The sequence below is a fragment of the Bradyrhizobium sp. AUGA SZCCT0283 genome, from assembly GCF_018130385.1.
In the GTDB taxonomy this organism is placed as follows: domain Bacteria; phylum Pseudomonadota; class Alphaproteobacteria; order Rhizobiales; family Xanthobacteraceae; genus Bradyrhizobium.
In genome coordinates, this window is the sequence record NZ_JAFCLU010000019.1 from 1 (window position 1) to 23,794 (window position 23,794).

At 61.1% G+C, this 23,794-nt stretch carries 19 protein-coding genes, 1 tRNA gene and 1 pseudogene; 9 read left to right on the forward strand and 12 right to left on the reverse strand.

What is annotated here, in order from left to right; genetic code table 11:
• Positions 1 to 533: 533 nt before the first annotated feature.
• Both JQ624_RS23945 and JQ624_RS23950 read right to left on the reverse strand, forming a co-directional pair.
• Positions 534 to 1,058, reverse strand: a complete 525-nt coding sequence (locus JQ624_RS23945; RefSeq protein ID WP_212421374.1) for a hypothetical protein — start codon at positions 1,056 to 1,058, stop codon at positions 534 to 536.
• A gap of 100 nt (positions 1,059 to 1,158) precedes the next feature.
• Positions 1,159 to 1,542 carry a hypothetical protein gene (locus tag JQ624_RS23950; RefSeq protein ID WP_212421375.1) on the reverse strand — a complete coding sequence of 128 codons (384 nt, stop codon included), beginning with the start codon at positions 1,540 to 1,542 and terminating at the stop codon, positions 1,159 to 1,161.
• A gap of 83 nt (positions 1,543 to 1,625) precedes the next feature.
• Between JQ624_RS23950 and JQ624_RS23955 the strand changes: the two genes are divergently transcribed.
• From JQ624_RS23955 to JQ624_RS23965, 3 genes are all read left to right on the forward strand, one after another.
• Positions 1,626 to 2,105, forward strand: coding sequence for a hypothetical protein (locus JQ624_RS23955; RefSeq protein ID WP_212421376.1), 480 nt, complete (start codon positions 1,626 to 1,628; stop codon positions 2,103 to 2,105).
• The gene (locus JQ624_RS23960; RefSeq protein WP_212421377.1) at positions 2,102 to 2,716 is read left to right on the forward strand and encodes a hypothetical protein; all 615 of its coding nucleotides are present in this window, start codon (positions 2,102 to 2,104) and stop codon (positions 2,714 to 2,716) included. The genes JQ624_RS23955 and JQ624_RS23960 overlap by 4 nt, the downstream gene beginning before the upstream one ends.
• 389 nt (positions 2,717 to 3,105) lie before the next feature.
• Positions 3,106 to 3,312, forward strand: coding sequence for a hypothetical protein (locus JQ624_RS23965; RefSeq protein WP_212421378.1), 207 nt, complete (start codon positions 3,106 to 3,108; stop codon positions 3,310 to 3,312).
• 668 nt (positions 3,313 to 3,980) lie between these two features.
• On the opposite strand, the gene JQ624_RS23970 is transcribed toward JQ624_RS23965, so the two are convergent.
• From JQ624_RS23970 to JQ624_RS23980, 3 genes are all read right to left on the reverse strand, one after another.
• Positions 3,981 to 4,056, reverse strand: a tRNA-Lys gene (locus tag JQ624_RS23970).
• Positions 4,057 to 4,201: 145 nt separating this feature from the next.
• A complete protein-coding gene (locus tag JQ624_RS23975; RefSeq protein ID WP_212421379.1) occupies positions 4,202 to 6,883 on the reverse strand; it encodes a glycosyltransferase in 2,682 nt (893 codons plus the stop codon).
• 245 nt (positions 6,884 to 7,128) lie between these two features.
• Positions 7,129 to 7,704, reverse strand: coding sequence for a beta-1-3, beta-1-6-glucan biosynthesis protein (locus JQ624_RS23980; protein ID WP_212421380.1), 576 nt, complete (start codon positions 7,702 to 7,704; stop codon positions 7,129 to 7,131).
• A 252-nt stretch (positions 7,705 to 7,956) separates the two neighbouring features.
• Here JQ624_RS23980 and JQ624_RS23985 point away from each other — a divergent pair, with 252 nt between their 5' ends.
• The gene (locus tag JQ624_RS23985; protein WP_212421381.1) at positions 7,957 to 9,582 is read left to right on the forward strand and encodes a beta-(1-6) glucans synthase; all 1,626 of its coding nucleotides are present in this window, start codon (positions 7,957 to 7,959) and stop codon (positions 9,580 to 9,582) included.
• On the opposite strand, the gene JQ624_RS23990 is transcribed toward JQ624_RS23985, so the two are convergent.
• Both JQ624_RS23990 and JQ624_RS23995 read right to left on the reverse strand, forming a co-directional pair.
• Complete coding sequence (locus JQ624_RS23990) at positions 9,542 to 9,922, reverse strand: hypothetical protein (protein WP_212421382.1); 381 nt, start codon at positions 9,920 to 9,922, stop codon at positions 9,542 to 9,544. The two genes, JQ624_RS23985 and JQ624_RS23990, sit on opposite strands and share 41 nt — an antisense overlap.
• Before the next feature lie 194 nt (positions 9,923 to 10,116).
• Positions 10,117 to 11,472: a hypothetical protein gene (locus tag JQ624_RS23995; protein ID WP_212421383.1), complete on the reverse strand. Its 1,356-nt coding sequence runs from the start codon at positions 11,470 to 11,472 to the stop codon at positions 10,117 to 10,119.
• Between the two features lie 168 nt (positions 11,473 to 11,640).
• On the opposite strand from JQ624_RS23995, the gene glmU reads away from it, so the two are divergent.
• Positions 11,641 to 13,002 carry a bifunctional UDP-N-acetylglucosamine diphosphorylase/glucosamine-1-phosphate N-acetyltransferase GlmU gene (gene glmU / locus JQ624_RS24000; RefSeq protein WP_212421384.1) on the forward strand — a complete coding sequence of 454 codons (1,362 nt, stop codon included), beginning with the start codon at positions 11,641 to 11,643 and terminating at the stop codon, positions 13,000 to 13,002.
• 80 nt (positions 13,003 to 13,082) lie between these two features.
• Here glmU and JQ624_RS24005 read toward each other — a convergent pair whose 3' ends face one another.
• From JQ624_RS24005 to JQ624_RS24015, 3 genes are all read right to left on the reverse strand, one after another.
• Positions 13,083 to 15,371 carry a tetratricopeptide repeat protein gene (locus tag JQ624_RS24005; RefSeq protein WP_212421385.1) on the reverse strand — a complete coding sequence of 763 codons (2,289 nt, stop codon included), beginning with the start codon at positions 15,369 to 15,371 and terminating at the stop codon, positions 13,083 to 13,085.
• A gap of 257 nt (positions 15,372 to 15,628) precedes the next feature.
• Positions 15,629 to 16,330 carry a hypothetical protein gene (locus JQ624_RS24010; RefSeq protein WP_212421386.1) on the reverse strand — a complete coding sequence of 234 codons (702 nt, stop codon included), beginning with the start codon at positions 16,328 to 16,330 and terminating at the stop codon, positions 15,629 to 15,631.
• 52 nt (positions 16,331 to 16,382) lie between these two features.
• Positions 16,383 to 16,571, reverse strand: a complete 189-nt coding sequence (locus JQ624_RS24015) for a hypothetical protein (protein ID WP_249130039.1) — start codon at positions 16,569 to 16,571, stop codon at positions 16,383 to 16,385.
• Positions 16,572 to 16,868: 297 nt separating this feature from the next.
• Between JQ624_RS24015 and JQ624_RS24020 the strand changes: the two are divergent.
• The 3 genes and pseudogenes from JQ624_RS24020 to JQ624_RS24030 form a co-directional block, all read left to right on the forward strand.
• Positions 16,869 to 17,240, forward strand: a pseudogene (locus JQ624_RS24020) (DapH/DapD/GlmU-related protein); the annotation flags it as partial.
• 301 nt (positions 17,241 to 17,541) lie between these two features.
• On the forward strand, positions 17,542 to 18,048 hold the full coding sequence (locus JQ624_RS24025; RefSeq protein ID WP_212421388.1) for a hypothetical protein: 507 nt from the start codon (positions 17,542 to 17,544) through the stop codon (positions 18,046 to 18,048).
• A gap of 294 nt (positions 18,049 to 18,342) precedes the next feature.
• Entirely contained in the window at positions 18,343 to 18,702 is a 360-nt protein-coding gene (locus JQ624_RS24030; RefSeq protein ID WP_212421512.1) for an SPW repeat protein, read from the forward strand.
• Between the two features lie 196 nt (positions 18,703 to 18,898).
• Here the strand turns inward: JQ624_RS24030 and JQ624_RS24035 are convergent, their stop codons facing one another.
• Together JQ624_RS24035 and JQ624_RS24040 are read right to left on the reverse strand one after the other, a co-directional pair.
• Complete coding sequence (locus tag JQ624_RS24035; RefSeq protein WP_212421389.1) at positions 18,899 to 19,369, reverse strand: DUF805 domain-containing protein; 471 nt, start codon at positions 19,367 to 19,369, stop codon at positions 18,899 to 18,901.
• Positions 19,370 to 19,655: 286 nt separating this feature from the next.
• Complete coding sequence (locus tag JQ624_RS24040; protein ID WP_212421390.1) at positions 19,656 to 20,783, reverse strand: hypothetical protein; 1,128 nt, start codon at positions 20,781 to 20,783, stop codon at positions 19,656 to 19,658.
• A gap of 335 nt (positions 20,784 to 21,118) precedes the next feature.
• Here JQ624_RS24040 and JQ624_RS24045 point away from each other — a divergent pair, with 335 nt between their 5' ends.
• Positions 21,119 to 23,284: a P-loop NTPase fold protein gene (locus tag JQ624_RS24045; protein ID WP_212421391.1), complete on the forward strand. Its 2,166-nt coding sequence runs from the start codon at positions 21,119 to 21,121 to the stop codon at positions 23,282 to 23,284.
• Positions 23,285 to 23,794 lie beyond the last annotated feature (510 nt).

A 23,794-nucleotide genomic window follows, 5' to 3' on the forward strand; every position in this document is an offset into this window, starting at 1 on the left:
GACAAAGCCCGCGCCAAACTCGGCCGTGCTTATCCAGCCACCGCCAAAGACTCAAAATCACTGTGATGAACCACTAGTCCTTCCAAATGCGCTCTCCGCAGTCGCATTCGAACATTCGATAGGTAGACCCTGTGTCGGAATCAACGATCATTCTGACGAGAACGAGCTTGGCACCGCAGAGAGGGCAGGTCTCGGCGGATTGGTCGTTGACAGTGGCAATTCTCTCGGCCTGAAACAGGTCCATGACGCCGACCCCAATCAACTTGGGTAGGGTCCATTCGGGTTAAGGCAACAATTAGTCCTGCGGGTGATGAATCTCTGACAGCTTGTCGGCGACAATTGGGACTCGGCCTTATTCTCGCGACCGGGGGTACTGGTCGTTCCTGCGCCGGGCCGCCGGGTGGGTATTTGCCTGTCCATTGTTTTCGTTGCGAAGCCGTCCGCAATGATTCCGCGGCTGACGACGAGGCGCAAATTATCAATCCCTTGGGGATCGGAACGCCGGGTAAATACTGCCAGTCGGTGATTGGGCTCTACGGCTTCACACCGACAAGGACGACGGCGAAGTCATCCGCGTAGTTGTTATTGTTTATGGGGTAGACCGTCGCGACGAGTCCTGCTGCGGCCAACGCGTCTCGGAGGGAAAGTCCCACGCTTTCCGCTACGCCGGGTTTCACTCCAATCCGAAGGCCCACGATAGGTGGTCCAGCGGCCTCTTGGAATGCGGGAATGTAGCCCCACACCTCCAAGCCTGCGGACCCAAAAAGGGCGCTCAGTGTGTGCGCAAAGTCTCGAACGCGTATGCGGTCAGCAGCGCTAAATTCAAGCGCGACCTTTCCCTTCGGACCGGCGGCAATTCTTTCAATAATAACCTGCTGCTGCTGCGGCGACAGTCTCCATGGCGCCTTTTCTTCCGCGACCCTAACCCTCTCATTTCGGTTATAATGCAGCGTTGCAAGTAGAACCCCGCCTGTCACCATCGAGCCGATAAGCCAACCCAACATGGTGATGATCGACGGCCAATGAGCTGAGCCGTCGGCTGTTTCGAAAATATTCATCTTGCCCCACTCGATCCCTCGGTCGAAGTGTCCCGCAACCGCAGGGCGAGGGCAAGGGCGAGCGCGCGAAACCGCCCCGAAAGGGGATGGATTTTTACAATCAGGCCTTACTCTTCGGCTTTGGCCGGTCGACCCGAACTTGCTGGAATTCCTCAGGACCCTTGATCAAGCGCCGCTTCCGGCTGGCCTTTTCATCGTTATCAGCCGTCTCGGCCGTCAAGCTGTCGATCGCCTTTGATGCGAGATCCGCGAGGGCAGCGCGCTGTCGCTCCGAAGGCGCCGATTTCGTCTTCACGGTCAGCCCGAGCTCGACCAAGCGGCGGATGGCTTCCGAACGAGTGGGACCGTCCGGTTGGCCACTAGCCCAGACGTCTACTGCAGCGCCTAGCGCCGGTGGTAATCTCAGGGCAGTGACCGGATAGACGCCGCCCTTCTTCTTTGGGCGCCCTCGCGATTTTCTGTTTACGGAAATTGATTTCTTCATAATTTCAGTTTACAGAAAATACGAGCCGAGGGGAAGTGCCTGCTTCACCCCGGCTCTAACCTCATCACGAAAGGGCATTTCAAATGACCGAGGCTGACAGCGTGCATAGCACGCCACCCACAAACACGTCTGCATTTCCCGTCGATCCGACACGGCGGCCCCTACTTACCATTGCTACCGGCGGCGTCGTTACCGCCGCAATCCCCGTCACTGTTCTGCCGGCAGCGCCTGCCGACCCGATCTTCGTTGCAATCGACAAGCACAAAAAGGCCAATGCGGCACATCAGGCTTCTATCGATGAACTGGCACGCCTGGAGAGGATCCTTGGCGACGAGGCAGACGGCAGCATCGCGGAAAAGCCGTGCCGCGACGAGAACGTCGCGTTCAGTCTTCTGGTTGGAACGGCAGCTACAACGGTCGCGGGCCTGTTCGCAAAGATCGATTACCTGAGCGAGATTGCGGCTCGGGAAGCATGGATGCTCGATGAACGCGAGGGCACTGCGCTCGACCTGATCGAGAGCTTCGCTGGGTCGCTCCGGAACATTTGGGGAGTGCAGGCATGAGCAATGTCCTCGAATTTCCCGGTACGCGTCGTTCAACTGAGAACGTCAGCACCGCGCCGAGCCCGCGCACGTCCTACCAGAAAAGAAAACGTAACAGCCCGTTTCGGCGACTGTGGTACACGGCGGAAATGGCGATGGTTGAGGTCAACAAGACCGAGAATCGGCATACGCCCGACGAAATCGAAAAGATACGTAGGGGCGTGGCAGCGGCCCAGGAGCTGGCCGACGAGCTCTCCCGCGCTGCGAAGCCGTTCCTAACGGGCAGGCCTCGCCGCACCAACAGCCAGGCGATGGCGCGACGCCGAGATTTTGGGGAAGCTATGCGGCGGCGTATCCGGAACATCGCTCTGTTCCGGGATCTTTCCGTCGACGAGATCAAGCCGGCGTTGACGCTCAAGCATCACGAGATCGCCAAGTTCACCGAGAAGCACGGCGTGAACCTGGAGTGGCTGCTAGAGGGCAAGGGGAGCATCTTCAAAAACGGCCCGATCGCACCGAACTCAATCAGGAGCGCCGCCGAACTGGCGGCGCTGGTACAGACGCTGCCCGAGGCTGAGCAACGGAAGATCGAGGCCGTGGTCGATCTGTTTCTGGCCGAGCGCAGCCGGTGAAGCGCCGGCGCCGATCGCACAGGCTTGGCGCCGCCCGCTGAACGACAGCTCCGCAAAAAAGGGCCGCCGGCGTTCGGCGGCCCAAGTCTTGGGAGGAACGCGCCCAGAAGCAAAGCGCCTCTTGAGCTCGTCGCATTCGCAGATTGACAGTAGATTGTTTCCGGCCGTCTTCACTCAAAAGAGAAAATGGTTGCGGGATCGTTTCTTCGGAACCGAGGTGGTGAAGTCAGTTCACCGGGTCGAGAGGTCCTGCGTTCGCCGGTTCGCGCTGGCGGGCCTTTCGCATGGGAACGTGTCATGCCTAGAGCGTGCCACTCCAGCTTGCCGTGATGCGAGCTTTATGTTCGACTGGCGGCGCGTCCTTTTTCCAAGTTAAGGGAGAGCTGAGCATGAAGAAAATAATTCTTGTCGGTCTTGCGATCTTCGCTGTCTCCACTTCTGGCGCTTTGGCAGCCAAGAAAACGACGAAGCCAAAGGCACCTGCCGCCGCCACGACCACGGTTGGCGCAGCTCCGCTCATGTTGGGCCAGGTTAGTGTCGCTGACCGCGAGCTATATGAGAAAAATCAACGCGACTCCGGCATGAAGAAGAAGTAGAGGGACAAGCTGCTCCAGCGCACAATTGCGCGCTGGATGGGCTAAAAAAAGTAAGGCCGCCTCAGTTGGCGGCCTCTTTCCACCGTCATACATGGCTCCCTGCCGTTGCCGGATTGGTAACGATGGTGCAAGCTCCTGAGGTGGACCCGGGCGCAAACCCGAGCCCACCTCGCGGGGAGCCATCTCAGCGAGCCTGGAGGGCCGGCGGTAACGACGCCGGCCTTCTGCTTTTTCACCGAGCGCCCGAAGCCTGACACGCGATTCGTCGGGACAGGAGCAAAACTGCTCCGCTATGCACCGTTCTTCAAAAATGTGGACAAACCGCCGCGGATTGCCGCGAGCAAGTTGATCAATCGCCGAAGAGCGAGACTCGCCCATGCGTTGGCGCTGATCGACCGGCACATGGCAGCCTGCGAGGGGCGGGCGCATCAGCGGCGTTCCCTGAGTCATGGTGGGGCCGTTGGTGGGATCCGGTATCGGGCCGGCCTGCGCGCCGTTGCCACCTCGCCGCGACGAATAACGCCGCCAGGCCTGCGAGCGTGACGAAAAGGCCGATCGTGTCGGTGTCATCCAAGAGGGCCCCCGAGTTGCCCAATCGATTTGCCAACACAGTGCCCACACTGGCAGATTTGCCGAATCCCGAAAAGCCAGTAAGTACGTGATTTGTTTGGTGAGCGCGGAGGGACTCGAACCCTCGACCCCATGATTAAAAGTCACGTGCTCTACCGCCTGAGCTACGCGCTCACTTGCCGCGCTGTGTAGGGGGCGGGCCCCTGCGGGTCAATAGTGCCGGCGCGACAAAAGCGGCACTCGCGCAACCCAAATTTTCTTTGTGCCCGTGACGCTTAGCAAGGCTTGTTGAAGCGTACAGGGGCCTGTTCATCCACGGTCAGTTCGCCTCGCGGCGGATTTCCGACGCAACCGGCTGGGACTGGCTGCCGACGGCCGGCAGGCTGACCGGGCGCAGCCCGATCAGTTCCGCCGTCCGCACCGCGCTGTTGCGCCAGAAGGCGAAGGAATTGGCGCGGGAATTCTCCAACAGCGCGATTGAGACCGCGGCCAGGAACGGCAGGCTCTGCAGCACCAGCACACCCGCAAAGATGTAGATCTCGCGCACCTGCTTGTAGCCATTCGTGACGACCAGCACGGCGGCGCCGACCAAAAGCAGCACGCCGAGCACGGCCTCCCAGAACGCCTGGAACTCGATCGACATCACCGACAGGCCGCCCTTGGAGGTGCGGGCGAACGGTAGATGCTCGGTGATCAACCCTTGCGCGACCGCGCGCGACACCGTCCATTGCACGCTCATCGCCGCGATCATGGCGCCGAGCATTTGCCCGGCTTTGACATGCACGCGGAGCCGATACAGCGCCACGAAGTGCACCAGCGAAACGACAAAGGAGGCGATGATCGGCAGCGTGAGGATCTTGTCGGGAATGGCGATGTCGGCAAACGCCACGATCGGCACCCAGATCAGATTGAGGATCGCCACCAGCACGCCGAGGCTTTCGGCCCCGAGCCAGTTCAGCCAGCCGAGCGAGAATTCGCGGCGCTGATCCGGCGTCAGCCGGCTCGCGCCGGGCAGGAAGCGCCGCCAGTGCTTCTTGACGATCTGGAAGCCGCCATAGGCCCAGCGGTGGCGCTGCTTCTTGAAGGCCTCATAGGTGTCGGGCAGCAGGCCATGGCCGTAGCGGTGGTTGGTGTAGTGCGTGAGCCAGCCGTGCTCGATGATGGCCAGGCCCAGATCGGTATCCTCGCAGATGGTGTCGCCGGCCCAGCCGCCCGCCATGTCCATCGCCGCGCGGCGGATCAGGCACATCGTGCCGTGCACGATGATGGCGTTGTGTTCGTTGCGCTGAACCATGCCGATGTCGAAGAACCCGGCATACTCGCCGTTCATGATGTAGTGCATCAGCGAACGGTCGCCGTCGCGATGCTCCTGCGGCGCCTGCACCAGGCCGACGCGGGGATCGGCGAACACCGGCACCAGATCCTTCAGCCAATCGGGCTCCACCACATAGTCGGCGTCGATGATGCCGATGATCTCGGCATCCGCTGCCGTGCGGTCCATGGCGATGCGGAGCGCACCGGCCTTGAAGCCCTTGACCTTCTCGGCATTGATGAACTTGAAGCGTTCGCCGAGCGTGCGGCAGTGGTCTTGAATGGGCTGCCAGAACTCGGGGTCGGGCGTGTTGTTGATGATGACCACGCATTCGAAGTTCGGATAGTCGAGCCTTGAGACCGCATCCAGCGTCTGCTTGAGCATCTCGACCGGCTCGAAATAGGCGGGAATGTGGATCGAGACCTTCGGAAAGGCTATGGCATCCCCGATCGTGGCCGGCGGCATCGGCTCCGCGCTCTTGGCGATCAGGCGGCGCGGACCGCGGCCGAAGGCAATCGCCGCGATTTCGTCGATGCGCGCCATCGCGATCAGGACCAGCGGCACCAGCAGGATCAGGCCAAGCGTCAGCGCGAACGCCGAGCCGAGCACGAAATAGTGCCCGGCCCAGTAGGCGAACACGGTGGAAGCCCAGGCGCCGACGCCGTTTGCCGCCGCCGAAAGCACCAGGGCCTGCATGATGGTCGGCTGCTCGATCCGCAGGATCGGCAGCGACATCAGGATGCCGACCAGGAGCGCGATCGCCGCCAGCTTCCAGTAGTTCTCGTTCACGATCGGACCGGTCCACGCGAATTTCGGTTCGCGGGAAGCATCGAGAATGCCCCAATAGGGGCCGACGCCGCCTTCGAAGAATTTCCAGGGCTGATCGATCGCCTCGACGATGTTGTAGTCCATGCCTATGGCTTCGGCGCGGGTGACGAAATTGCGCAGCACCGAGGCCTGTTCGAACGGTCCGGGTTCGGCGTTCCGCAAATTATAGCCGGCGCTCGGCCAGCCGAATTCGGCGATGACGATCCGTTTTCCCGGAAACTGGTCGCGCAGCAGCTGGAACATGGCCACCGCCTGATCGACGGCCTGCTTGTCGGTGAAGTTTTCCCAATAGGGCAGCACGTGCGCTGCGATGAAATCGACGGACGAGGCAAGTTCCGGATTGTCGCGCCAGATGTTCCAGATCTCGCCGGTCGTCACGGGGACGTTGACGGACTTCTTCACCTGCTTGATCAGCTCGATCAGGTCGTCGATCTTCTGCTCGCCGCGGAAAATGGTTTCGTTGCCGACGACGATGCCGTTGACGTTGCTGTTGCGCTTGGCGAGCGTGATCGCCGCCTCGATCTCGCGCTTGTTGCGATCGGAATTCTTGTCGATCCAGGCGCCGACGGTGACCTTCAGGCCGAACTCGGCGGCAATCGGCGGCACCAGTTCGACGCCACCGGTCGAGGAATAGAGACGGATCGCGCGCGTGATCGTGGACAGCTTCTTCAGGTCGGCGCGAATCTTTTCGGTCTGCGGAATATTGTCGACGTCGGGATGAGCATTTCCGTCGAATGGCGCGTAGGAGACGCTTGGCAGAATGCCCCTGAAGTCGGGTGCCGCCTGCTTTTGCTGGAACAGGCCCCACAGCCCGGCGTGAGCTGCGGTCACAAACAGCAGAACGGCGACGACGGCACGCATCGGGGGCTAAACCATACGGGGCTGCAATTTATAGGAAGCGAACCTGTCCCCTAGGCTCGACCGGCACGGCGACATCATCAGGATAGTCCTGCCCTGCGATTTCACAACTGGTATGACGCCATGACTTTTTTAAGGACGCCTTTTTTAAGGACCGCTTTTTTAAGGACCGCGTTTCAAGGCCGCGGCCAATCCAAACGCCGGATAAATAGGATCGTTCCGCTGAACGTATCCTGAACGGCGGGCGGCTATTTTGCCGGCGCGGCAGGGCTGGCGCTCGGGGCCGGCGCGGGCGAAGCGGCCGGCGCTGGCGCCGCGTTGCCGGCGGTCGCAGGCGAGGGGCTTGCCGCCGCGGCAGCCTGGGGCTGGGCGCCCGGGTTGATCCAGCAGACGTGGATGCGGCTGTCGAGGGTTTCGGCCACTTTGGGATCGATCTGTCCGCCAAACCGGGTCAGGCAGCGGAAGGCTGCCTGGACATGGCCGCCGGGGCAGCCGAACCGGTCATAGAGATCGAGGTGCCGGAACGCGGTATCGAGGTCGTCCCGCCACATCAGGCGAACCACCCGGCGGCCGAGCCAGACGCATTCGGGGTTTCCGCCGGGGCCGTTGATGGCCTGGGCGGCCTCGACGAATTCGTCGGCCTTGCGCTGGTTGTCCTTGTTGGCGTCGGCGGCACTGGCGGCCGGCGGCTTGCCGGACTGATCCTGGGGATTCGGGGCGCCGCTCTGGGCAAACGCGCCAGCCGATCCGATCAGGAGGACCAGGCCGGCGGCGGCGAAGCGCCTCAAAACCGCAACTCTTGGATCAAGCACCCGTCGACGCATACATTCCCCGATTAGTTTCCGGCCGCGCAAAGGGCTGGTGTGGTGGTCTGGCTTGTTGCCGCCCAAATAGGTCCCCAATGCGGCGGACACATTCAGCGATTCAAATGACGGGTATTTCAGATTTTGTCCAGCAAAGTCACAACTTTATCACGGCGGTGGTGAAACTGCCGCAGGGGACGAGCGGGGAATAGGGCTATCGTGCATCTTGGCAGGACGCCAATGAACGGGTAATCGACGGTCCCCGCCCGGAGGATGGAACCGATTTCTCTTCGTACGCCGCTGGCGCTTCTCCTTTCATCGCTAGGTATGATCGCGGCCCTTTGGTGGTGGCTGGCCACGCCGATTACGCTTGCGCGCGCGCCGATCGATCCCAACGCAAAGCTGCAATGCGTTTCCTACGCGCCGTTCCGCAACTCGCAGACACCCCTGATGCCGACCACGCAAATCCCGCCTGAACAGATCGCGCAGGATCTGGCGCAGCTCGCCAAGATCACCGACTGCGTGCGGACCTATTCGATCGAGAACGGGCTCGACCAGGTCCCGGCGCTGGCCGCCAAGGTGGGGCTGAAGGTGATCCAGGGTATCTGGCTCTCGAGCAACCGGATCAAGAATCTGGCCCAGATTTCGGTTGCGATCGAACTGACCAAGGAACACCCGAATGTCATCACCGCGCTGGTCGTGGGCAACGAGGTGCTGCTGCGCGGCGAGATGACGACATCGGATCTCGCGGCCCATATCCGCTCGGTCAAGTCGCGGGTCACGGTGCCCGTGACCTATGCCGACGTCTGGGAATTCTGGCTGCGCAACCGCGAAGTTTATGACGCGGTCGACTTCGTCACGATCCATATCCTGCCCTACTGGGAAGACATGCCGGTGCGCGCCAAACTCGCCGCCGGCCATGTCGACGACATCCGCAGGCGGATGGCGGTGGCGTTTCCGGGCAAGGAAATCCTGATCGGCGAAACCGGCTGGCCGAGTGCCGGGCGGATGCGCGAAGGCGCGCTGCCGTCGCGCACCAACCAGGCGCGCGTGGTGTCCGAAATCCTCGACCTCGCCAAGCGCGAAAAGTTTCGGGTCAATTTGATCGAGGCCTATGACCAGCCGTGGAAGCGCCAGCTCGAGGGCACCGTCGGCGGCTATTGGGGCCTGATCGATGACGCCCACCGCGCGGTGAAATATCCGCCCGGCGAGCCGATCAGCAATTATCCGTTCTGGAAATGGCAGATGGGATGCGGCATGGCGCTCAGCGCCTTCGTCTTCCTGGCGGGCTGGCTGACGCTGCGGCGGCGGCCGTGGAAGCCGCGGCTGGCGGCATGGATCGCGGTCGGGACCTCGGCGACGACCGCCGGCATGCTGCTCGGGGTCGCCGCGGACAAGATGTACTACGAGAGCTACGGGGCCGGCGGCTGGCTGCAATGGGGGGCGCTGCTGGCGGCCGCCATTGCTTCACCGTTGCTGTGCGCGAACGCTGCGATGTCGGGACGGCCACTGCCGACATTCCTCGAACTGCTCGGACCGCGCGACGGCCGGACCAAGTCGGTGCTGCCGGCGCTGCTGGCTTTCGTGCTTGGTGTGACCACGCTGATCGCGGCGGCAACCGCGCTCGGCTTTGCCTTCGATCCGCGCTACCGCGATTTTCCGTTCGCCTCATTGACCATGGCGGTGGTGCCGTTCGCGGCCTTGATGCTGCTCAACCGGCCGAAAGAGGGCGTGCGCCCGATCGCCGAATCCGCCTTTGCCGGCCTGCTGGTCGCAACCGCGCTCTTCACCGGTTTCAACGAGGGCAACCAGAACTGGCAGTCGATGTGGACCTGCGCGATCTATCTCTTGCTGGCGCTCACGCTGTGGCGGGCGCGGGCCGTGCAAATCCCAAAATGAGCAGGCCGATCGCAATTCCCGACAGCGCGATATTGTAGAGCACGATCCCGAATCCCGCCGCGATCAGCCCGCCGGTCAACAGCACGATCGACGGCCGCATGACGTGAAGCGTCGCGATGATCAGCGCGACGATGCCGAATACCGAATTCTTGAACAGATAGGTGGCAAGTGTCCGCGACTTGCACAGCATGGTTTGCAGGCCGGCGTCGCAGGCCAGCGCGACGGTTGAGAACTCGACCGCGAGGTAGCGCAGATAGAGCGCGTAACCGACGGTGACGAAGCCGACCACCAACAGGAATTGCACTTGATAGGGCGTGAGCCGGAACGGAGATTTTTTCATGGGGCCAATATGGTCGGGATTGGCTGCCGGGACAAGCGTTCGCCCGGCACTAGATCCCTCATGGTGAGGAGCGCGAAGCGCGTCTCGAACCATGAGGCCCGTCTGTGGCCTACATCCTTCGAGACGCCCGCATTCGCTCCTCAGGATGAGGGTTATTAGCGGCTACTACGTCGTAACGCGCTGGTGTCAAAAGATTATTGGGAATTTTTTCGGTTGAAGAAGGACGACAGGGTCGCCCGCGTTGTCGATGGCGGCGCTTCGGGCTTCTTCGACACCTCCTCGACGACCGCCGCCCGCTTGGCGATGCCGCGCCGGCGCGGCATTGGCTTGGCGGTGGTGGGCGGCGGATCATCCGAATTCACCGACAGCCGCTGGCCGTCGAAGATCGTGGTCTCGCAAAGCCGCTTGTTTTCGGTGAGCACGGCGCAGATCTTCGCGGCGGCGCCGGCGTCGTTCAAGGGACCCGCAACCAGGCGAAGCTGCATGCCCAGCCCGCCGGTCGACTCCTTGATGACGATGATCGGACGCAATGCCGTTAGCGGCGCGTTCGACCTCGATTTCAGCAAGCCCCGCCACAACATGCGCAGGCCGTTCACCGAATTGGCGCTGCCAAGATCGACCCCGAACTCGGTTCGCAGCAGGGAGACTTTTGGCGCAGCGTCATCGTCGGCTTCCGCATCGATCGCCGATGGCGCCGACGCCACGACGTCAGGGATCGGGCTTGAGATGACAGGGTTTGGAGCCTTGCCCGGCTCGATCAGCTTGCCGGCGGCGGGATCGGGCGGGGCCATCATCGACTGCGCAGCCATCAGCGGCGTGGCGGGCGATGGTTTGGCGGGCTCCGGCTTGGCGGAGTCGGCCTTCGCCTCGACCTTTGCCAACTCTGCCTTTGCCAAGTCCGCTTTTGCCAAGTCCGCTTTTGCCATCTCCGCCTTTGCCGCTTCCAGCCTGGCGCTCTCCGCCTTGGCGGCGTCGGTCTTCGCGGCATCCTTGGCGGCGGAGTAGACCGCTGTCGGAGCGGGCTCTGCGGTGGCGGCAGTGGATTTGTCGGCGGCGGGCGCCGTGGCCGGGGCGGTCGCTACCGGTACTACGGCCGGCGACGGCGGCGGGTTTTGGGCGACCTGTGGCTCCGCAGGTGCAATAGGCGGCAAAGCCGCAGCGGAACCCTGCCGGGCGATGGCCCCGGTGACGGAATCGAGCCCCTGTTCCAGGCCTGTGACCCGCAAATACAGCCGGTCGCGATCGCTGTTGAGCGTATCGATGGCGGCGGCAAGCCGCCGCGCCTCGTTCTGGGTTTCCCTGGCAACCGACTGGATCTGCTGCGCCTGCCGCGTCAGATCGGCGGCGGCGACCTGCTCGCGCTTCAAGCCGAGCGACGACTGGTTGGCCATCACGGCCAGAATCACCGCAGCCGTCGCGCCGGCGCCCCAGGATCCGATTCGCCACAGCGTGCGGCTGTCGAGCTCGTTTTCCTCGGCCAGCAAACCGCCCAGCACGCCATCGGTGTCATCCGCCTCGAAGTCCGGGAGATGGTCTGGTTTTTTGGCCAAGCGCCCCTGGCCCTCCTCAAGGCCCCGCCGAATCACAGGGCAAACATTAACAGGAAAAGCGCCGGCCACTTGAATCCGGACCTTTTCAGGGCGGCGAATCGGTTTGATCTCCGGGGGAAAACAATTAAGACGGCCCGGCGCCATCCATATTGTCGGTTAGGGAATAGAATGACCGCTCGATCCAGCCTGACTGTCGTGCTTGCGGCCGGCGAGGGCACGCGCATGCGATCCTCGCTGCCGAAGGTGTTGCACCCCATAGCCGGCCAGTCGCTGCTGGCGCATGTGCTGGACGCGGCACCGCACGGCACGGGCGCGGCGCTCGCGGTCGTGATCGGGCCGGACCACAAGGCGGTCACTGAGGAGGTCAAGCGCATCCGCGCGGATGCTGCGACCTTCGTGCAGGCCGAGCGCCTCGGCACCGCGCATGCCGTGCTGGCCGCCCGCGCCGCGATCGCGCGCGGCGCCGACGATCTGCTGGTGGCGTTCGGCGACACGCCGCTGATTTCGGCCCAGACATTTGCGCGGCTGCGCGCGCCGCTGGCGCAGGGCGCAGCCCTTGCCGTGCTCGGCTTCCGTGCCGCCGACCCCACCGGCTATGGCCGGCTGCTGCTCGAGGGCGGCCGCCTGATGGCGATCCGCGAACATGCCGATGCGACGGAAGACGAGCGCAAGGTGACGCTGTGCAATGCCGGTGTGATGGCGTTCGACGGCCGCCGCGCGCTGGAAATTCTCGACCGGATCGGCAATGCCAACAGCAAGGGCGAGTATTATCTGGTCGATGCCGTCGCACTTGTCAGGGAAATGGGATTGGAGGCCGTCGTGATCGAAACCAGCGAGGACGAAGTTCGCGGCATCAACAACAAGAGCCAGCTCGCCGAAGCGGAAGCGGTGATGCAGGCGCGGCTGCGCAAGGCCGCCCTCGACGCCGGCGTGACGCTGATCGCGCCGGAGACGGTCTATCTCGCCGCCGATACCAAATTCGGCAGCGACGTCACCATCGAGCCGTTCGTGGTGATCGGCCCCGGCGTCAGCATCGCCGACGGCGCGGTGATCCATTCGTTCTCGCACATCGTGCAGGCTTCGATCGGAAAGAAAGCGTCCGTCGGTCCCTATGCGCGCCTGCGCCCCGGCACCTCGCTCGGCGAGGGGGTGCGGATCGGCAATTTCGTCGAGACCAAGGCCGCGACGATCGAGGCGGGCGCCAAGGTCAACCATCTCTCCTATGTCGGCGACGCCCATGTCGGCGCCAACGCCAACCTCGGCGCCGGCACCATCACCTGCAACTATGACGGCTTCTTCAAGCACAAAACCACGATCGGCGAGGGCGCCTTCGTCGGCACCAACTCCTCGCTGGTGGCGCCGGTGAAGATCGGCAACGGCGCTTATATCGGCTCAGGCTCGGTCATCACCAAGGACGTGCCTGATGATGCAATGGCGGTGGAGCGCAGCCCGCAGAGCAACCGCGAGGGCGGCGCGAAGCGGTATCGCGAAATGAAGATGCGGGCGAAGGCGCCGAAAAAAGAGGGGTAAGCGCTCGGCTTGTTAGGCGTTCCCGGAAGGCTGACTCGTAGCGGACGCGGCATCGTGTCGGCACTGCGCCGCCAGGCGCCTCATTTTTCCAGCCCTCGGGCAATCTTGCCCTTGATCTTCTCCGCCTCAGTTGGGTCGGGCTTGAGCGACAACGCCTGCTCCCAGGATTTACGCGCCTCGTCCTGGCGTCCCGCCCGCCAATACGCATCGCCGAGATGGTCTCTTGTTTCGCTGCTCTTTGGTTCGAGAGCGGCCGCGCGCTCCATGAGCTTGATCGCCTCCTGATAGTCGCCGAGGCGGTAGTGCGCCCAGCCGAGGCTGTCGAGCAGATTGCCGTCGTCCGGCTTGAGCTTGACGGCCTTCTCGATCAGCGCCAGGCCTTCCTTCAGCTTGAGATTCCGGTCGACCCAGTTGAAGCCGAGATTATTGAGAACCGAGGGCTGATCGGGATCGAGCTCCATCGCCTTGAGATAATCCGCTTCGGCCTGAGGCCATTTGCCGAGGTGCTCGTAGCTCACGCCGCGAAGGTGCCAATAGGTCCAGTGCGCCTTCTCCGGCTTGCCGGCCAACTCGATCGCCTTGGCGTAATCCTTCACCGCGCGTTCGAAATCGTTCTTGTCGCGGTAGGCATCGCCTCGAACGCCATATGCCCGCGCATTTTTCGGATCGAGGCGGATCGCCTCGCTGTAATCCTTGATGGCGCGGTCGTTGTCGCCCTTGCTGGCGTAGACGCTGCCGCGATTGTAATAGGCCTTCGCATCTTTCGGATCGAGTTGGATCGCCTCGTCGAACTCCTTGATGGCGCGGTCGGTATCGCCCTTGAAGAAGTAAACAGACCCGCGATTGAAATAGGCAGCCACGTATTTCGGATCGAGGCGGATCGCCTCGCTGTAATCCTCGACGGCGCGGTCGTTGTCGCCCTTGTCCTTGTGGGCATTGCCGCGATTGTAATAGGCAACCAGATATTTCGGATCGAGGCGGATGGCCTCGTCGAAATCCCTGATGGCGCGGTCGGTATCGCCCTTGTGGGCGTAGGCGCTGCCGCGGCTGTAATGGGCCATCGCATCTTTCGGATCGAGCCGGATCGCCTCGTCGAACTCCCTGATGGCGCGGTCGCTATCGCCCTTGTGGGAGTAGGCAACGCCGCGATTGTAATAGGCAGCCCCATATTTCGGGTCGAGGCGGATCGCCTCGCTGTAATCCTTGATCGCGCGGTCGTTGTCGCCCTTGCCCTTGTGAGCATTGCCGCGGGCGAAATAGGCAACCACATATTTCGGATCGAGGCGGATTGCCTTGTCGTAATCCTTGATGGCGCGGTCGTTGTCGCCTTTGCCGGCGTAGGCGCTGGCGCGATAGTAATAGGCCGTCGCATCTTTCGGATCGAGCCGGATTGCTTCGTCGTAGTCCTTGATGACGGCGTCGTAATCGCCGTTTTCGGTGTGGGCTTTGCCGCGATCGTTAAAAGGCGCTGGCGTGGCTTGTCTCGGACTCCGCCGTATCAGCGCCGCCTCGTCGTAATCCTTCCTGGCCCGCGCGGAGTCTCCCTTGGTTTCATAGGCCCGCCCGCGAATCTCATAGGCAAGCGCATATTTCGGATCGAGCCGGATCGCCTCGTCGTAATCCTTGATGGCGCGGTCGTTATCGCCTTTGAAGAACCAGGCACCCCCACGATGCAAATAGGTGCTCGCATTTTTCGGATCGAGGCGGAGCGCCTCGCTGTAATCCTTGATGGCGCGGTCGTGATCGCGCTTGCCGGTGTAGGCTAGCCCGCGATTGAAATAGGCGTCCGCAAAATTCGGATCGAGGCGGATCGCCTCGTCATGATCCCTGATGGCGCGGTCGTTGTCGCCCTTGCCGGAGTAGGCATTGCCGCGATTGCTATAGGCATCCGCAAAATTCGGATCGAGGCGGATAGCTTCGTCGAAATCCTTGATGGCGCGGTCGTTATCGCCCTTGCTGTGGTAGACCTTTCCGCGCCCCTCATAAGCAAGCGCATATCGTGGATTGAGGCGGATCGCCTCGTCGAGATCCTTGATGGCGCGATCGTAGTCGCCCTTCATGTGGTACGCACGGCCGCGCGCGTTATAGGCACGCACAGCTTTCGGATCGAGGCGGATCGCTTCGTCGTAATCCATGATGGCGCGATCGTAATCGCGCCTGGAGTAGGCATAGCCGCGATTGACATGGGCGTTAGCGCGGTTTGTTTCGCTCTCTGCCGCGCCGCGCGCCAACACCGCCGTGCATCCGGCGATCTTGCGATCCTGATCGGCGGTTTGACCGCAATCCTCCCACGCCTTGTCCGCCGCGCAGGCCGGCGGCGCGAGCACGGTCAGGAACGTCAGAGCCAGGAAAAGGCAACGCCAGAGCATCTCATCCCCATCCAAAGCGCGTGGGCGAAGGCGGCGGTCAAAGCAGATATCAGCCCAAGCCCGAAGCGATGTCTGCTTTCGGCCAAACCCGTAAGTCGCCGCAACGCTCTTCCGGGTTCAAACCGGTCGAGCGCTCGGTCTTGCCTGTGTAATGGCGACGCCGGAGATCGCGAGTAGCCCACCGGCAATCAAAATCCAGGCGAGCCTTCAAACGGCGACGCGAAGCTCATCCTTCAGGGAAGTGTAACGACCGCGAGCTATTGCTCTGACGACAGGCGGATCATCTGGCGCCCGCCATTCATTTCCTTGAGATTGTTGACATAGTTCTCGGGACGCTGCCAGCGGTGGGGAACTTTCAATCCCATGAATTCCGCGATGCTGCCGATAAACGCGGTGCAATTGGTTGTTTCGGCGTTCCAGACCGGTGAACTCGCCTGCAGTTTCTTGATGTATGCGAAAACCCTCTTTGCGTCGGGCTCATTCAAGTAGACGCGATAACTGGCGGTCAGATACTGCGGATCAAGATCGCCATAGCTTGCCTTGGTCTCGGACGGCACCCAGATCAGATGACCAAGCACATAAGGTACGTTGTCTCCGGCAGGGGTAAGGCCCGCGACTTCGACGGCTCGCTCGCTTGTCTTTCCGAACCAGACGAAAGCATGTCCCCAACTCGCCGCCGTTCTGGCTCTGAAATCGACGTAGTACGGGCCCTTTGCCGATCCCGATCCTGGCTTTCGGGTCGACAGTGGCGCCGATTTCGATTCAGTGGATGCGTCACCGGAAACAAGCGCGTCCGCGTTGGCGGCACGCTTGTCGACTTCCTGTTTGGGGGAAATGAGACGTTCTAGGCCCGCGAGAATGTCAATCTCGCGGGCCGAAGCTGGATGGATTTCGCATTGGAGCAGGGCAGCGAGTCCCGCAAGCAAGCATCGTCCTGATCGCTTCGAACTGTTTGCCACGGTTCGCCCTTCAACTGTCGACGATAGAGGTCAGGATCAACGGGAATCCGGCTCAATACCGCGTATAGGGCCGCGGCGCGACGGGCGTCTTGCCGACCGGGGTCTTCCCGATTGGGGTCTTGCCAATCGGCATCTTGCCGATCTGGGCCGTCTGATAGACGGGCTGTGGGCGCGGGATGTCGGCAGCGCCAGCCGCAGTCACCAGGGCAAGCGTCGCACCCGCTACAATCACGATCTTCATCACAGTACGTTTTCCTCTTACGTTAGAGAAAGCAGGGCAATCAGCCGCGCCCCCCTCAGCCGCGCCGTGAGCATGAATGTCCGAATACGCCGACAGTGCGGCAGGTCGGTCACGTTCGGGTGCAGTGCGGCAGATATGAGACAGGCGGAACCTGAATGTGCGCTGGGTCAAAAGCGGACCTTGGCCGGAGGCTCAATCCAAGCAAGCGCAGCCTGGATGAGCGCGGCGACATCCGGGGTGTGGTTTACCCCCGCATATCGCTGCGCGCATACGCCCGCGCGCCCTCGCTTGGCGGCGGCGAAGCTCGGCAATTTCGTGGAGACCAAGGCCGCGACGTTAGAGGCGGGCGCCAAGGTCAACGATTTGTCCTATGCCGGCGACGCCCATGTCGGCGCCAACGCCAATTTCGGCGCCGGCACCATCACCTGCAACTATGACGGCTTCTTCAAGCACAAGACCACGATCGGCGAGGGCGCCTTCGTCGGCACCAACTCCTTGCTGGTGGCGCCGGTGAAGATCGGCAAGGGCGCCTATATCGGCTCGGGCTCGGTCATCACCAAGGACGTGCCTGACGACGCGATGGCCGTGGAGCGCAGCCCGCAGAGCAACCGCGAGGGCGGGGCGGCAAGGTACCGCGAGATGAAGATGCGGGGCGAAAGCGCCGAAAGAGGGTTAAGCGCGGGGGTTGTTAATAAGACCTGTCTTAGCTTCGGCGGAACCATGATCCAGATCAAGATGGGCGCTCGACAGCCGCCCAAGGAATTCGCGCAGCAAGTTGCTCAACCGTTTTCTGGGCTGGACGCTTCGCGGCTGGATCGCCGCGCTGGTGTGTGCGGTCGGCCGCCGCGATCCCAATCCCGCCGCCGCTTGCTGTTCGGTGATCTGGAGCATGTCACCAATGAAACGCTGTCTCGCTGCTTTCGCAATCGCCGCCAGCCTGTTCGCACCGGTTGCGCACGCCAACGATGCCTTGGAAGCCAAGGTGCGGGCCTACGTTCCGGTCGTCTCCCTCGCCAAAGTATGTGACATCAGGATCAATGACGCCACCTCGGGTGACCACCGCGCCATGCTCGAAGCGGTGAAATCCGACCCGAACGCCAACAAACTCGCCTACCGCGTCCATTACGAAACGCAGACGGCCTACATCAAGGCCCGCGACGGAGGTCAACGGGTCGCCTTCTGCAAGGACTTCATCGCAGCCAACAGCCAATACGCCAAGGCGCGCTTCACCGCCGTGGTCGAGGGCCACATGAGCGACGTCAGCACCAGTGTGCAGAAAGCGATTGCCCACAACGTCTGCGGTGCGCCTCCCGTCAAGCTGTCCAAGGCCGACTGGAAACCGTACGCGCTCATCAAAAAGATGCTTCAGAACGAGCAAAAGTTGGCCAAGGAAAACGCCGAGACGAACGGCTGGAACGTCACCGAGGAAACGACGGCGGTCACCGAACAGTTCTGCGCGGCGGTAAAAACCCGATGAGCATCACCGCCGCCAAAGTCCGAGCCCCGCTGATGCGTCTTTGCGCGGCCCCGGTGGTCCCGGGGCTGTGCGCTGGCGTCCGAAGCGCTACCCCGTGCCGCGCTGATGCCTCGATCGACCATGTCGAGGCTTTCGATGATCCTGATGCCGCTGGAAACCCACCCGAAAAGTGACAATGCCGCGGGTTTGCAGGGCTTTCCGCGTAGACCCGTTTTTGTGTCGCACCCGGCCGATGGAACCGACGCGGCGAGCGTACGGTTGAATTGGCGTGGAAAACCTCCAATGGAGGGTGTCATGGAGAACTGGACGAACGCCAAATGGTGCGACGTCGCAAACCTGATCCTCGGCGCGGTTCTGTTCGTTTCGCCCTGGATGTTCAGCTTCGACGCCGGAACGGTTTCCAACAACGCCTATGTTACCGGTATCGTCATCGCGGCCCTTGCGATCGCGGCGCTGGCGGCATTCGCGGTGTGGGAGGAGTGGCTGAACCTCGTTGTCGGTTTGTGGGCACTGGTTTCGCCCTGGGTCTTGGGCTTCCAGGGAACCACGGCGATGACGGTGCATGTGATCATCGGTGCGGCGGTCGCGATCCTGGCTGCGATCGAGCTCTGGATGATGTCCCAGATCCCGCCGCGGCTGACCACCGGCCGCTGAGGGCTGAGGTCATTGAAATTCTGCCCGGCCGCCGCGTGCGCCGGCCAGGTGTCGGCGGCGGCGATAGGCCGCTGGGACACGTTGATGCCGCAATCCGTCACCGCCGCCAGGTCCGTAGGATGGGTGGAGCGCAGCGATACCCATCGCCACACACCCCACCGGCATTGTAGTTCCGGCGCAGGACTAATAGCGGTTTTCAAGCCAGCTGTTGCGCCGGGTCGGCGCCGTACAGGTTCGGCCCCTTGGTGCCCGGCAGAATGCCGAGCTCGACGATGCCCCATAGCGCGGGCGGAAGGCTCGCAAAAATCAGGATCGAGCCGGTCGCGAAATCTCCGCTCCGGCCGGTTCTGGGGTCGTCAAACAAGACGATGCTGAAGCCGACACAGAACAGGGCGAAGGGGAGCAGCCAGAAAACCAGCAGCCACCAGCCGTTCTTGTTGCGGTCGTGCAATCGCTTGGCTCCCACGGCCAGTATCGGCCACAGGCTCAGGAGCCATATGACTTGCGAGGTCAAGGCGAGCAACAGGACGGCCGCCGCTTCGCTGTTGAGGAGAAAGGGCGCGAAGGTCAAAACCAGCACCGCGACGATCAGCGCGAGGATCGCCAGCCAATAGGTGCCGCGGCCGATCCGGCCCTCGAAGCTGAAAAGGATCTTCTGAAGTTTCATCGCATCCTCGGCAGGGGCGTCCCTGTTGGGTGCTTTGATTGGTCGGGACGGGGGCAGACTTGGTTCGAAACGGAGTTCCTTCAGGCAGCGGACAGCGGATCGGGGCCGTAACTGTTCGCCCCCTTCGTGCCGCGCAGGAAGCCAATTTCGACGAGCATCCAGATCGAGCAGGCGAGAATGACGACGGTGACGACCGTGCGAATTACGGTGACAGCACTGTCACCGTAATCTAAGCCCTTAAAGCATCGAAGATTGATGGCCCCCGATAGGCTCGTCGATCATTTGATCAGGGAATGACGCGCAGACTATTGTTCAGCCTTTCAAGAGTTAGCTGTTGGGTCGTGTATATGATTTCCGGGTTTCGATCAGGCGGTAAGACATGCGGTTTGATGGTGACACCGGTTATTCTTGGTCGTACGTCCGCGAGCTGCTTTCTCAACCCGAGGATTTCTTGCTCATCCGTCCTGTTGGCGTCCCGAAGGTCATTTAACGACTTCAACTGCTCTGCTTCCGGTCGATTCAGATTGAATGTTCGCAACTGAGTATCATCGGTCGGTGAGAGATTTTGAATTGTTTTCGAATCCATTCTTGAAAGACGATCCACAAGAGCAGCATTCTGCGAATTTATCTCCTGCGTTCGCTTGGCGATATCGCCCCTCTTCTGGCTAATCAGTTCCTCGAGTTTGGCGATTAGCTCTCTTTCCGCATTCGTCAACCCCACAAGCAACTGCGGTAACGGATCGACCGCTGGTTTGGCAATCACAACGTCTATGCTGCCATCATCCAGCCGTTCGATGGTCGCGTTAGCGTTGATACCGATGGTTGGGGCGGGTCCAATAACGAAGCCGGCTCCCGCATTAGCGTTTACAACGATGGTGAACTGGAAGGTATGTCCAACACTAGAAATCCGCTGCGGCTTATGCAATTGGAGCTTGCCGCCGACTTCGGCCGCATCAAAAACCCTATCCATCCACTCTTCAAAGCCAATCCGTCCCGTAATGAAAGGGTGAAGCGTGTTCGTTTGCACTCTTGCGCATACGGGCTCCTGCTTAACATCATCAAATGCCAAGCTGAATTTCATTAAAGCGGTTCTGTTCGCGGTCGTTGATTCACCTGCACCAACAATACCAGTGACCCCCAAATTCTTTGCCGGCAAGAATGGGAACGTATTGTTGAGCGATCTTACGGTTCCTGCTTCGTTACTTTTTAGCGTGATGCCATATTGGCCTTGCCAGCCCGCAAGGAAGGTGCGTCCCTTCAAGTTTCTTTGAGTCCAGACGGCCACCTGGAATTCACAATTGATTTTCGCGATCAGCACTTCTAGCGGCAGCGTCTCGCGGCTTGTAAGTTGCGGCAAATAAGTACCGCAGCCGGACAACATGGTGGTCAGAAGAGGAATCGCCCATTTTTTCATGGCTTCGCCCCTTTGTCGCTATGAAATCGAATAACAACTATATGGCGAATACAACCCTTGTTTGAGGGGGTTCGATTTTTTAGATTAGCTGTGGCCGAAATGCCCGACCGGGCTTATGCACAGATCCGTGCGTTACCAAAGCCGGACGTAGCCAAACAGACTCATCTGACCGCAGGGTTTCTCACATAATCCACCGGCAGAGACGCAACGGGAAAATGCCGCAGTTGGTGAGTGCGGCCGCACCATTCTGATGAAACCGCGCCGTCAGATAGCTATCGTCTCGTGGAATTGCGGTGACAGTGCTGTAAGCGTAACTCCCGTTTAGGGAATGGACGATGGCTGCTAAGACTTCGCATAACGACGACTCCATTTCGGAGCCGTCTGAAGACCGCTTTGGGATCGAGCCGTTCGCGATGACGCTCGCCTTCGGCATCCTGCAGATGGTGGCGCCCCAAGGGATGGTGATCGCGCTGAACGGCCCTTGGGGTTCGGGGAAGAGCAGCGCGGTGAACCTCGTCCGTCATCACCTCGCAGACGCCGTCGAGGCCGAAGAGATAACCATCGTCGATTTCGCTTGTTGGTGGTTCAGGGGCGAGGAGGAACTCGCGCTTGCCTTCTTCAGGGAGCTATACGCGGGTCTCGGACCATCGCTCGGAAGTCGGTTTAAAAAGGCGCTGCCGAAGCTCGGCGCACGGTTGCTCAAAACGGCCGGTTTTGTCGGCCCGGCGATCGATATGGCCGGAGCAGCCGGCGCCGGCACGATCGCTTCCGGGGCGATGAGTTGGGCGTCCGGCCTAATTAAGCTCGATGACAGCGTCGAGAAGCTGTACGCGCAGATCTCGAAGGCGCTTAGCGACCAAGACCGAAGATTTCTCATCGTGATCGACGACATCGACCGTCTTGCTCCCGACGAGGCGCTGCTAATCTTCCGTCTTATTAAGTCGGTCGGCCGACTTCCCAACGTCATCTATCTTCTGGTTTTTGATCGAGCACTAGCAGAAGCGATCGTGAAGGAAAAGTATCCGTCCGAGGGACCCCAGTATCTCGAGAAGATCATTCAGGCGAGCTTCGATATTCCGGAGCCGCGCAAGGAAGACTTGCGGGACCAGATGCTCGAGAACATCGAAAAGATATGTGGAAGGCCGAACGAAAGTGAACTTCTGCAATTCATGAACGTGTTCTACGATGTTATCGCTCCGGAGATACGAACGCCTCGCGACGTGATCAGGTTGGCCAATAGCCTGTCCGTCACCTGGCCCGCGATCGGACGGGAAGTCGATCGGGCGGACTTCATCGGAATCGAGACCTTCCGCCTCCTGCGACCGACGGTCTACCGCGCCATCCGGTCCAGCAAGGAACTGCTGGTGGGAGGCGCCGACAGTGGCACCAGCCGATATTCGACCGACCAGAAGACCGAGTACGACAAGATTCTGCTCGGAGGCGTGGCGCAAAAGGACCAAGAGCAACTTCGACGCGCCCTGAAGCGTCTCTTTCCGAGGCTGGATTCCGTCTGGGGCAACCTTTCATACGGCCAAGATTCGCTCGCTGGCTGGGAACGCCAACGACGTGTATGTGCCGCTTCCCGGTTCGATACGTATTTCAGGCTATCTATCGGCGACGATGTGCTGAAAAAAGACGAGATCGATACTCTCGTCGAAAATGCTGCCGACCGATCCTTCGTACAGCAGAGGCTGAGAGAAGCGCTTGGAATACTACGGTACGGCGGAACGACCAAGGCGGCCCTCATCCTCGACGAGCTCAATCTTCATGCGGAGTCGATTGCAGACGAAGACGTGCGACCTCTACTGATAGCGATATTCGAAATCGGCGATGAACTGGACACACCTCGGGATGCCGCAAAGGGTTTTTCGATCGGCGACAATCGCTTGAGGATCCATTGGCTTTTGCGCCGGCTCATTCTCGATCGCTTCGATATCGACAAGAGGTCGGCGATCCTGCTTGAGGCCTGCAAAACGGCGCCCGTCGGATGGATGGTCGATATCGCGGACTCCGCCAATGCCGCGCACAACTCGCGCGAAGGAAGGGCTCCTGAAACCCAAGACAGGCTTATCACGACCAAGCAGGACTGCGAGAAAATGCAGGCGATGGCGCTAAAGAGCCTCCGCGCGGCCGCCAAATCCGGCGCGTTATCCTCGAATTCTAAGCTGCCTTATCTATTATATAGATGGCACGACTTGGCGAAGGATGACGGCAAGGAAGTGAAGCGATGGACGAAAGCGCAACTAGCTCGGAACGACCAAGTTGTCTTGTTCGCGAACGCCTTCACGTCACAAAGCTGGAGCCAAAGCATCGCCGATCGGGTGGCGCAGCGTACCACGCTGGCCAACGTCGTCGGAATCGAAAAAATTCTGGACGTGGAACTCTTCCGCGGCAAGATAAAATCCCTTCTTGCAGACGAGACCTTACCCGAGCGGGATCGACTGATCCTCTCGGAGTTCGACGCCGCTTGGAACAGACGAGAAAAGGGAGACCGCTACTGAAGCGGACCCGACCGAACGCCAATGTTCGGGCGCGAACGTCAAACCTCACGTACGTGGAATTTCGGTGACATTTAATCTGACGTTCTCGTTTGGGGGAATTGAGTTGATTTGTCCTGCGCGCTAAAGCTAATTTCTTGAACCAAATCAACCTGATGCTACCCGTCCAGCCTCATCCGAAAAAATAAACCGCTTTCGCCTCAGGCCAAATCACCGCTATCACTCCGGCCGTCCACCCCGGCAAGAGGGGCGTATCGCGATCGTCACGGACGCGGGGTTGGATGCGGTGGACGCAGCGGCGTCGGGCGCGATCGTGGTCGCAGGGCGGGTCTCCCGTGAGCGATCCAACGTTGCGCAGACGACCGGCGTTTCAAGGCCTTCGCCAGAATTTCGGTCGGCATCTCGCCGATCGGAGGGACGGTTGAGGGCGCTGCGTACGGCGAAGTCGTGTGGTTCTGGCATCCGTGGCTGATGTCAAGCCAGCGGAGACGCGTCGGCCCGACCGGGCTTAGA

Excerpts from the sequence above, each read along its gene's own strand:
- JQ624_RS23960 (WP_212421377.1), top strand. The coding sequence starts at position 2,102 with ATGAGCAATGTCCTCGAATTTCCCGGTACGCGTCGTTCAACTGAGAAC.
- JQ624_RS23955 (WP_212421376.1), top strand. The coding sequence starts at position 1,626 with ATGACCGAGGCTGACAGCGTGCATAGCACGCCACCCACAAACACGTCT.
- JQ624_RS24040 (WP_212421390.1), bottom strand. The coding sequence starts at position 20,783 with ATGAAAAAATGGGCGATTCCTCTTCTGACCACCATGTTGTCCGGCTGC.
- JQ624_RS24035 (WP_212421389.1), bottom strand. The coding sequence starts at position 19,369 with ATGAAACTTCAGAAGATCCTTTTCAGCTTCGAGGGCCGGATCGGCCGC.
- JQ624_RS24030 (WP_212421512.1), top strand. The coding sequence starts at position 18,343 with ATGGAGAACTGGACGAACGCCAAATGGTGCGACGTCGCAAACCTGATC.
- JQ624_RS23950 (WP_212421375.1), bottom strand. The coding sequence starts at position 1,542 with ATGAAGAAATCAATTTCCGTAAACAGAAAATCGCGAGGGCGCCCAAAG.
- JQ624_RS24045 (WP_212421391.1), top strand. The coding sequence starts at position 21,119 with ATGGCTGCTAAGACTTCGCATAACGACGACTCCATTTCGGAGCCGTCT.
- JQ624_RS23980 (WP_212421380.1), bottom strand. The coding sequence starts at position 7,704 with ATGCGTCGACGGGTGCTTGATCCAAGAGTTGCGGTTTTGAGGCGCTTC.
- JQ624_RS24015 (WP_249130039.1), bottom strand. The coding sequence starts at position 16,571 with ATGAAGATCGTGATTGTAGCGGGTGCGACGCTTGCCCTGGTGACTGCG.
- JQ624_RS23945 (WP_212421374.1), bottom strand. The coding sequence starts at position 1,058 with ATGAATATTTTCGAAACAGCCGACGGCTCAGCTCATTGGCCGTCGATC.
- JQ624_RS23990 (WP_212421382.1), bottom strand. The coding sequence starts at position 9,922 with ATGAAAAAATCTCCGTTCCGGCTCACGCCCTATCAAGTGCAATTCCTG.
- JQ624_RS23975 (WP_212421379.1), bottom strand. The coding sequence starts at position 6,883 with ATGCGTGCCGTCGTCGCCGTTCTGCTGTTTGTGACCGCAGCTCACGCC.
- JQ624_RS23965 (WP_212421378.1), top strand. The coding sequence starts at position 3,106 with ATGAAGAAAATAATTCTTGTCGGTCTTGCGATCTTCGCTGTCTCCACT.
- glmU (WP_212421384.1), top strand. The coding sequence starts at position 11,641 with ATGACCGCTCGATCCAGCCTGACTGTCGTGCTTGCGGCCGGCGAGGGC.
- JQ624_RS24005 (WP_212421385.1), bottom strand. The coding sequence starts at position 15,371 with ATGCTCTGGCGTTGCCTTTTCCTGGCTCTGACGTTCCTGACCGTGCTC.
- JQ624_RS23985 (WP_212421381.1), top strand. The coding sequence starts at position 7,957 with ATGGAACCGATTTCTCTTCGTACGCCGCTGGCGCTTCTCCTTTCATCG.